The 8,060-nt window shown below is 36.2% G+C and carries 8 protein-coding genes; all 8 read right to left on the bottom strand.

The genetic code is table 11. The annotated features are described in order from the left end of the window. Positions 1-58 precede the first annotated feature (58 nt). Entirely contained in the window at positions 59-727 is a 669-nt protein-coding gene (gene csn2, locus DW938_RS13890; protein WP_117878760.1) for a type II-A CRISPR-associated protein Csn2, read from the bottom strand. Then, complete coding sequence (cas2, locus tag DW938_RS13885; protein ID WP_242992560.1) at positions 724-1,044, bottom strand: CRISPR-associated endonuclease Cas2; 321 nt, start codon at positions 1,042-1,044, stop codon at positions 724-726. Before cas2 ends, csn2 begins: the two co-directional genes overlap by 4 nt. 15 nt (positions 1,045-1,059) lie before the next feature. Further along, positions 1,060-1,935, bottom strand: a complete 876-nt coding sequence (gene cas1, locus DW938_RS13880) for a type II CRISPR-associated endonuclease Cas1 (RefSeq protein ID WP_117878758.1) — start codon at positions 1,933-1,935, stop codon at positions 1,060-1,062. Continuing rightward, positions 1,932-2,786, bottom strand: coding sequence for a Cas9 endonuclease PAM-interacting domain-containing protein (locus DW938_RS13875; protein ID WP_118125506.1), 855 nt, complete (start codon positions 2,784-2,786; stop codon positions 1,932-1,934). Before DW938_RS13875 ends, cas1 begins: the two co-directional genes overlap by 4 nt. Before the next feature lie 18 nt (positions 2,787-2,804). Further along, a complete protein-coding gene (gene cas9, locus DW938_RS13870; protein ID WP_118125504.1) occupies positions 2,805-6,068 on the bottom strand; it encodes a type II CRISPR RNA-guided endonuclease Cas9 in 3,264 nt (1,087 codons plus the stop codon). 156 nt (positions 6,069-6,224) lie between these two features. Then, on the bottom strand, positions 6,225-6,839 hold the full coding sequence (locus tag DW938_RS13865; RefSeq protein WP_118125502.1) for a WYL domain-containing protein: 615 nt from the start codon (positions 6,837-6,839) through the stop codon (positions 6,225-6,227). Next, entirely contained in the window at positions 6,836-7,228 is a 393-nt protein-coding gene (locus tag DW938_RS13860; protein WP_118125500.1) for a hypothetical protein, read from the bottom strand. Before DW938_RS13860 ends, DW938_RS13865 begins: the two co-directional genes overlap by 4 nt. Positions 7,229-7,535: 307 nt before the next feature. Further along, a complete protein-coding gene (locus tag DW938_RS13855; RefSeq protein ID WP_181984464.1) occupies positions 7,536-7,766 on the bottom strand; it encodes a hypothetical protein in 231 nt (76 codons plus the stop codon). Positions 7,767-8,060 lie beyond the last annotated feature (294 nt).

Below are 8,060 nucleotides of genomic sequence, written 5' to 3'. Positions count from 1 at the left end.
GTTTTCGCCTATCGAATTTCTTAATAATAGTGTCCAATATGATTGACAAACCTACAATTCAGATAACGCACATATCCTTGTCTATTATCAAAGTTTTTGAATATTCAAGGTGCGTGTGTTCATTATTTTCAATACAGATCACTTTAAATTTTCTTAGCAGCATGTCTTTGTATAAAAGCTCAGTTTGCCGGTCCGTCAGATAACTTCGAAGATTAACAAAGAAAAATACACGCTCTCCTTTAAATTTGTTTACAGCAGTCATATATTCTATGATCTTTTCTGAAAGTTCCATTTTTTTATCATAAAAACGTACACCAAAAGCTTTAAGTATACCGCTTATGTCCTGTGGAACATCAATTTCTATTTCATTATCAGCTGACTCAGTTATCATGTAAATATACAAAGCTATATCAGCCATAAGCTTTTGAGTATGCTGATAGAAACGTTCATTTACCGATACATTTTTTATCTCAGCATACAGCTTATTTACAAGATCACGCTGATTTATTTCAAAAGGTATTATCTGAGTTATAAGCTCTGCACGCTTTCTTAATTCAAGCGGTTCATTATTTTCCGACAAAATCAGTCTGCCACTTTCGCCTGAACACTGATCATATATATCGGATATTACATCACTGAATATCTGCTGATTTTCAATTACTAAATTCAAAACCGTGCTTTCTTCTAGCTCACAGTATAAATTGAAAGCTGGATATGCAATAGTCATAAAATCACCAATCTTTCATCACTGTCAACTATATCGCTTTTGAAGCTGCCTGTTATAAACTCCATTTTCTCAAATTGCTTTTCAGTAACATTTAGCACCTGCACAAGTCCGTCAGGAGGTTTATTGCTTTTGATATTGCTCATGACAGTGTTAGCCGCGGTCTGATTAATCACCATTTTACAATAAACAGACTCCTGCATCATGATAAAGCCATTTTTAATGAGAAATTTTCTGAAACGTGCATAGTTTCTTCTGTTCTCAGTGGTAATAACAGGCAGGTCAAAGAATATAAACATTCTCATAAATCTATAGCTCATCATTCACCTCTCTAACTATTTTAATGAATAAAAACTAATTTTCGAAACGTCATTATCGTTGAGTGCCTCAAAAACACTTCTGCAATAAAAACGCATTGCATTTGACAAATACTGCTCACTTTCATTTATCATCACGGTTGTACTGAGCAAAGACACTATAGTATGTTTTTCCTCTTTACCAAATACAGTAGGTGTATTTTTATATACCCATCGGTCTATAATTATACGGAAAGGTTCCATGAGGTCACATGAAAGATTGAACTGATTGAACATATTACTGTGAAACAGCCCTAACTGAGTTATATAACCATGAGCTGTCACCTCTCTGTTTATACAAGAAAGTATTAAACTATATCCATAATTCAGAGCGGCATTAATTATGCAATTACGGCTACGTGTAAAATCTTTACCAAATAAAGTATTAAAGTATACCTTTGCTGCGTGACCCTCTCTGTTGGTGACATCACCAACTTCAAGTTCTTCAATATATCCTTGCAACATCTCAGCTTCGTTTGATTTTCCAAGTTCTTCGAGAAACTCGGCTTGCTTGCGTATTTTTTCAGCAACTATCTCAGTCCACGCACAAGCTTTGATATCATCGCTCCACTGTATCTGCCGTTTGATCTTTGCCGACGTATCATGACTGCCATAATAAGAAACAAGTTCACATGAGGGATTTCTTTTTTCATCACAAAATATAACCTTTATCTTTTTTTCGGACATAGCCACAATAAGACAGCCTGTAATTGATACTGCACTATTCTCGATAATGAGAACGGAGATCTCATCAAGATTTATTCTCTTGACATCATCTTCCGTTCTCACCACAAGATAGCCATTCCTCATATCAAGCTTTGATCTTTTGGAAATGACAACAGTTCTCCAACTCATAAGTCAAGCAAATTCAGTGACTTACGCTCGATAAGTCCCGTCGGTGACTGGTCGATAATATAGATTGTCTTCTTATCTTTTATTTTAGAAAAGTCAGAATTTAGCGTCAAAACACCAGCCTGACCACTTTCGTTTATTAATGTGAGGTCACATCCAGTTGAACGACCTGTTTTCAGGAGCATAAGTATATAAAAAAGAGCTGTTGTCTGTTCATCTACAGACAAAGATATAAATTTATCTCTGCCATTTGCAACTTTTGTACCTATTTTATGAAAGAAAACCTTGAAAGGCGAGGACTGCATTTTTTCTACTAACACATCAAATGCCGAAATATTATCCTCCACGGTTATTCCAGTATAACTATTTATAACAAGACTTTTATTTACTTTTTTCTTAGCTATAAATGATGAGATTTTCTTCATATATGCATAAGTATCTTTATCTAATACAAGCGAACAAGCTGATATTAGCACTAACTGTTTTCCTTTGTTTGATTTTTGTGCCAAATTACATCTGAATCCATCAACCTCAAACATTGTGTTTACTTTGATTATTCTCTGACCGAAAGGAAATGTAATATTCTCAGATGAAAATTCTTGTGATAGTATTTCAGCTAGTTGTTGTGCAACATACGCTTTTGCGAACTCTATATCAGTTGCAAATCTATTGCAGAACATAGTTTCAACAGGCACTACCACAACTGATTTTTCTCTACACTTTACCACAGCAAAATGCGACGCCGTTGTATTATTATAACCGCCATACTTCCCTGTATCTAGTCCCGATTTTCGTTCAACTAGTCCCGCTTTTTTACGTTCAGGCATCTGGTTAAACAGTCCGCCTTTTCGCATATAAGCATATCTCACATATCATATGCTATTCTTTGACATCATTTTTCTAACGATAGCAAAAGATGTCTCAGGATCCCAAGCAACTTCTCCTCCACGCTCTACTTTGCGTGTCATAACGCCTGTTTTCTTACCGTCTGAGTTTTTCTGAAATATCTTAATGGAATATTTCTCATTGTTCTTTAAAAAATTCAGCGGATCTTTAGTAAACCTCGTGTTGTAAACATTACCCAAGACTATATTAAGATAAGCGTCCTTTGCATGGTGAAGATCATTTACTTCACGACATTTGAGCATACCCATTTCCTGCCTGAAATCAGATACAAGACCTGCTTTTACATAAACTATTTCTGTATTTGGAAACTGCTCTTTAAGTAATGTAGCAACCGCTTTTGTAGATTGTCTTGTTTCCACAAGCTGACGTGCAATAAAACCTGAAAGCTCATCATCTGTAAAAGGCGTACTTCTTGTTAGTCTTTGATACTTTTTCTCGCTGATAAGTCCTTTTTTATAAAGAGAATGCCACAACCCTGCCATACTATGCCTAATATCATCACTAATAGGATAACTGTCACTTTTCTTGCCGTTTTCATTGCTGCTGACAAGAACTTTGTTATCAAGACTGTCATCTTTTATTTTCGCCTGCGGCCATATGTGGTCTATATTCCATTTATGTTCATTTTCCACTTCTTCAAATGGGATAGATTTTTCAGTATACATACATCTGCCAAGCTGCATAAAGTAAAGAAAATACTTGTCACTTCTAAGTTTTGCGTCATCAATGGTATCAAGATGTTCCCATATGCCTGACTTTTTCAGATCATTTATATCTTTATTGTCAAGGCCATGCCAATGTTCAAGGATTTGATCCTTACGAGAATTTGTTCTTTTTCCTTTCGGTGTTTCACCTGTACCTCTTGCCATTTCTATAAAGATCTTGTCAGGATCTCTGCCTTGTATCTTTTTAAGTTCCTTTACAATATCAAACGTCCTTGTTACTTCACGGCGTACTGCAGTAGGGACATACATATCTTTCAAACGTTCACTCATGCTCTTATGATTTTCAGGTAGTGCATAATACTGCCTGTTCATATGCTCAATATTTTCTGAATATCGATATTTTGAACTTAACAACTGCATTATGTTCTCGTTGGTTTCCCACAGCATCGTTATGATATTCTTATCGCTCTCTGCTTCACCTGTCTTTGTATCAACTGGCAGCACATCTTCCAAGAAACAGCGTGACAGTCTGCCATAATCCTTATATTTAAGCTTTGTGATATACTTTACATCTTCGTCTGCAAGCATCGGAAACTGTGTTTTAAGCCATTTTTTCAAACGTATATTATCTGTTGTGACTGTGATATGTTCAATAATTTCCTCGACCTGTTGCTCTGTAAGTATACCATTAGACAACATTTTCTTAAAGTCATGATAAGATCTCAAAGCAGATTTTGCTATATCGTCAATACCTGTCACCTCATCACTATCCGCTGCATAGCCATGAGAAATAAGGCAGTCGCGTATCTTCTTTTTGCTGACTCTTGACTTGTTCCTTTCAAACAATTCTGTGTATATCTCTTGTTTTGCCTGGACGGATATAGGCTCTCCATTAAGTTTTATATTGTTTATCTCATTAAGAACGCTGAACTTGCTATAAAGCAATGAATATTTAGGCAGAACGTCCTGACCTGCAACGTATGTACATTTACAAGTCATACGACGAATAAACGCGTTTTCACTCTCATCTTCGTTTACCATGTCAGTAAAATTCCATGGAGTGATCTTACCGTCGAGTTTTCTAACAAGCCACGCATTTGGACTTTTCTTTCTATCGACTAGTGGACCAACATAATAAGGAACACGGAATTTCATTATGCTCAGTATTTTATCCGCTACCGTACCATACTCATCTCTTTCATTAAGAAATGGAAGATAATCACAAGCATTTTCCAGTATCTTTTTAAGCTCTACATAATAAAGCTGATATGGTATAACTCGGTTGTCTGTAGTCACCTGTTTAGGACAAAGAGAATTTTGTTCACACTTTTCAAGGAGTTTGTCAAGGCAAAGTTTGTCTTTTTCATTTGGTTTTATCTTGCTTAAAAACTTTTTAGTAAACTTACAAAAATCCTCCTGATTACACTTTTTATATTTACTATCTCTAGTTTTATCGGAAGGTGCATTATAAACGTAACTTGCATAGTTCTGTTTTCCACTGACCTCTTTGAACATTTCATTGTAATCATCTTTGGTAAGATATTCTCTGAACAGATATTTTAGTGCATCGAGATCATATCCATGCTCATCATACTTATCTTTTTTAGCCTCAGATATAAGAAATTTACCCTCAAGAATATCCACTAGCAGCGACCAATCATAAAGACTTTTTACGCTTTTGAGCAAAGCAAAATCAAGCTCGTCTATCTGTCCTTCCAGCATCTCTAGAGTATCTCCAAAATCCGCATTCCTTACGCAAACGGAATCTTTCTCAAGGTCTGTGTACTCTTCATTTGCAAAGAACTTTGATAGCTTTTCCGTACCGCCACTAAGCAGCTTTATAAGTGCCGAGTAGCTGATATTTTCATTATCATAGGTCTTTACCTTACCGCCAAAAAGAAGTTTATCAAAATCTTTATTCTTTGCAGATACCGTTTTATGGCTTTTTAGTATTTCAGCAAAATCATCGGCAGATCTGTCAAACGGTGGTTCATCATCAAGCTTTTCTTCCAGAGTTTTATAAAAGCTTTCATAGAGCGGCTCAAACTCTGTTACCTTGCTTATATCGTCCTCTGATACCGGAAGAAGGAAATGTCCTCTGTGAGCAAGCAGATATACACAGGCAAGATATACAAGCCTTACATCATGAGGTTCTTTGCTTTCCATAAGCTCACAGATAAGGTGATGTATAGTTGGGTACTCTTCAAAATAATCCTTATCAGTGTAATCAGGATCGTCAAAGAAAATGTTATTTGTTCTATGTTCGGCGTCCTCAGGCAATAAGGCACTTTCCTTCAGCCTACGAAAGAAATTTTCGTCCTTTTCACATACAGCCCTAACAAAAGACTCCTGCAATAGTATTATTCTTTGCTTACGGCGATCAAGCCTTCTTCTTGCCGTGCGGAATGACCTTCTTTCCGCAGACTGCTTTGCCTCATCAAAAAGATGAACACCCCACATTAAGTTGTTCTTGTATTTTTTCAGCTTATATTCGCTGTTTGTCACAGCCCAGCCTACTGAATCCGTTCCTATATCAAATCCCCAAAAAATTTTTTCGTCAACCACTTGACAAACCTCCCTTTATGTGTTAATATAGTGTCATAGGATTACTACCCTATAAAATTACACTACGAGTTCAAATAAAAATTCTTTCAAATCGTTGGTTTCATACCTTCATCACGAGTGTCGTGTTCAGGTTCTTGTCTTTGACAGGGACCTTTTTTATTGTTGTTGATCTTTTTGCTCCAAAGCTGATCTTACCCATTTGTAATACTCCCCTCTTATATCTTCAGGTTCATATATCTTCATACTCCTGGGAAATTGTAGCATCCACCCCCATAGAGTCGGACTGATTTGCACAAGCACCGTGGTTTTACAGATATCCCCATTACGACGAATTATTATGTCATGCCCAAATTTATCATAGACCACCTCTATAAGTTTAGAAGAAAACTGAAACGTCACCTTTCGTATACTGCCGCCATACATCTTGAAAGACTGTAAACGATATGTGCTAACATTTTTCAGTACCTCAACAGCATTTTGACTTATTGGTTCAGAAACTATCTCAGGATCTTCTATTCTGTCAAGTCTGAATGCTTTTACCTTATTGACATATTCAGGGTCGGCACGATAACATAAAAGATAGTAGTTACCGTCCTCAAATATCAATCCCAATGGTTCTTCTTGATATATAGCTCCGTCATGTGCAAAGACCTTTTCATCATATTCATTAAGGTGAAAATATTGAAAGCGTATTCTCATCTGCTTTTCAATAGCATTTTCAACTATCTCTATATTCTGAAAAATGCTGTCATTCTTATGTTTTACAGTCATAAACTGCACAGTATGACGCTTGAGCAGTTCCGCTCTATATTACAACTCAAGTCTGCCAACTTATCGAGAAGTATTTCCGTTTTATCGGCAGGAATAAAAGCAGCACTCTGAACTGCATCCATAATTATCTTGATTTCCGAAACACTGAAACGGCGTTCATTCACATAATATGTGTTGTCATGCCATGAACGTCCTTTCAGTATCTCATAACCATTTGAACGCAGAGTTTCTATATCACGATATATAGACTTTCTTTCACTTGAGATAATGCACTTAGCAAGCTCATCTATCAGTTGTTGTGTCGTCATCTGATGCTCAGAGTCAGTCATCATATTCAATATTTCCCATATTTTTAAAAGTTTAAGTTTATTTGGTGCATTTGACTCCATTGCTAAGTTCCTTTCATCGTGAAATGTTCATAAAATAAGTATAACATATTTAAAAACTCTAAGTCAATATTTACAAGTACCAATTTTGGAACTTAAAAGAAAAATAAAAAAATGTTTTATTTTGTTAATCATCGTCGATTTATAATATTATGCCATAACAGCACCATTCACTAAAGCCTTTCAAGAATGAACGGTGCTGTTCTTTGCTACCCGTCAAACCTTCCGCATCTACCCCACCGATGTCTAAAGAAGTATAATAAACTTTGGTTTTGTCAATATCACTTGACACATTTTATACGAACAAGAATTATGCAACGAGAAAGATATGATCATAGTAGAGCTTTCTTCGGGCTGCCGGAGGCAGCCCACCGTTGGCGGTGCAGATTCTTCTGTTGGCCCAGTAACTCATATAATATCTCCAGATCATAGTCTTCAACTCTTTCATAGTGTAGTTCTCCGGCTTGTCTTCACGGTTGTAGAACAGCTCTTCTTTCATTCTTGCCCACATACTTTCACAGCGTGCATTGTGCATTATCATGACATCTTCCGTTGGTACTGTTCATGCTTTGAATGATCCCATATTTCTTTACAGCAGCATCCCGGCATCTTTTCTCTGTGCAATGCAAGGGTCGAAAATAAGTTTAATGCATTTAAGGAATACGCCAAGAAGTACAACATTCATTGGGGCTTTGTGCGCGACATTGATAAGGATTTGTACATAAATAATACAATCTACATTGAAGATATGTCAGGAGAATGAGATTAATCAGATGACTAATCCTGTATAATAAAACTTGACACATACAAAACAATCAAAGTATAATAAAAACAA

The sequence above is a fragment of the Ruminococcus sp. AM43-6 genome, assembly GCF_003461785.1.
Lineage (GTDB): Bacteria > Bacillota > Clostridia > Oscillospirales > Ruminococcaceae > Hominimerdicola > Hominimerdicola aceti.
Note: the sequence above shows the minus strand (reverse complement) of the source record. Positions and strands in the feature narration are given on the sequence as shown.

What these genes read in the sequence shown, in the direction of transcription:
- csn2 (WP_117878760.1), bottom strand. Translation starts at nt 727, where the DNA reads ATGACTATTGCATATCCAGCTTTCAATTTATACTGTGAGCTAGAAGAA.
- cas2 (WP_242992560.1), bottom strand. Translation starts at nt 1,044, where the DNA reads ATGAGCTATAGATTTATGAGAATGTTTATATTCTTTGACCTGCCTGTT.
- cas1 (WP_117878758.1), bottom strand. Translation starts at nt 1,935, where the DNA reads ATGAGTTGGAGAACTGTTGTCATTTCCAAAAGATCAAAGCTTGATATG.
- DW938_RS13875 (WP_118125506.1), bottom strand. Translation starts at nt 2,786, where the DNA reads ATGCGAAAAGGCGGACTGTTTAACCAGATGCCTGAACGTAAAAAAGCG.
- DW938_RS13865 (WP_118125502.1), bottom strand. Translation starts at nt 6,839, where the DNA reads ATGACTGTAAAACATAAGAATGACAGCATTTTTCAGAATATAGAGATA.
- DW938_RS13860 (WP_118125500.1), bottom strand. Translation starts at nt 7,228, where the DNA reads ATGGAGTCAAATGCACCAAATAAACTTAAACTTTTAAAAATATGGGAA.
- DW938_RS13855 (WP_181984464.1), bottom strand. Translation starts at nt 7,766, where the DNA reads ATGATAATGCACAATGCACGCTGTGAAAGTATGTGGGCAAGAATGAAA.